We start from the raw sequence: 395 nt of genomic DNA, 5'->3' as shown, positions 1-395 counted from the left end.
TTATCCATCACAATTTCACCGGTGATTGAGGCACGTAGACCCACCTTGCCGTGAATCGCTGGAGCAGAAAGCCCTTCCCAGCCTTTTTCTAGAATAAAGCCACGAATGTCACCGACATTACCTTCGGCAGAAACTTCTTTGGCCCAAACTACAAATACATCGGCAATCGGACTATTGGTAATCCACATTTTTGCGCCAGTTAAACGGTAACCACCCTCAACTTTTTTGGCACGGGTAATCATGCTGCCCGGATCTGATCCATGATCTGGCTCGGTCAAGCCGAAGCAGCCAATATATTCCCCGGTTGCTAATTTTGGTAAATACTTCTGCTTTTGCTCTTCAGAACCAAATTCATTAATAGGCACCATCACCAGAGAGCTTTGTACGCTGGCCAT

General features: G+C 46.6%; 1 protein-coding gene. It reads right to left on the bottom strand.

Annotated elements, in window-relative coordinates:
• Positions 1 to 395: acyl-CoA dehydrogenase family protein (locus AY607_RS06835; RefSeq protein ID WP_171255291.1), on the bottom strand; the 395-nt coding region annotated here is incomplete at both ends.

Source organism: Acinetobacter sp. SFA, assembly GCF_001647535.1.
Classification (GTDB): domain Bacteria; phylum Pseudomonadota; class Gammaproteobacteria; order Pseudomonadales; family Moraxellaceae; genus Acinetobacter; species Acinetobacter pecorum.
Note: the sequence above shows the minus strand (reverse complement) of the source record. Positions and strands in the feature narration are given on the sequence as shown.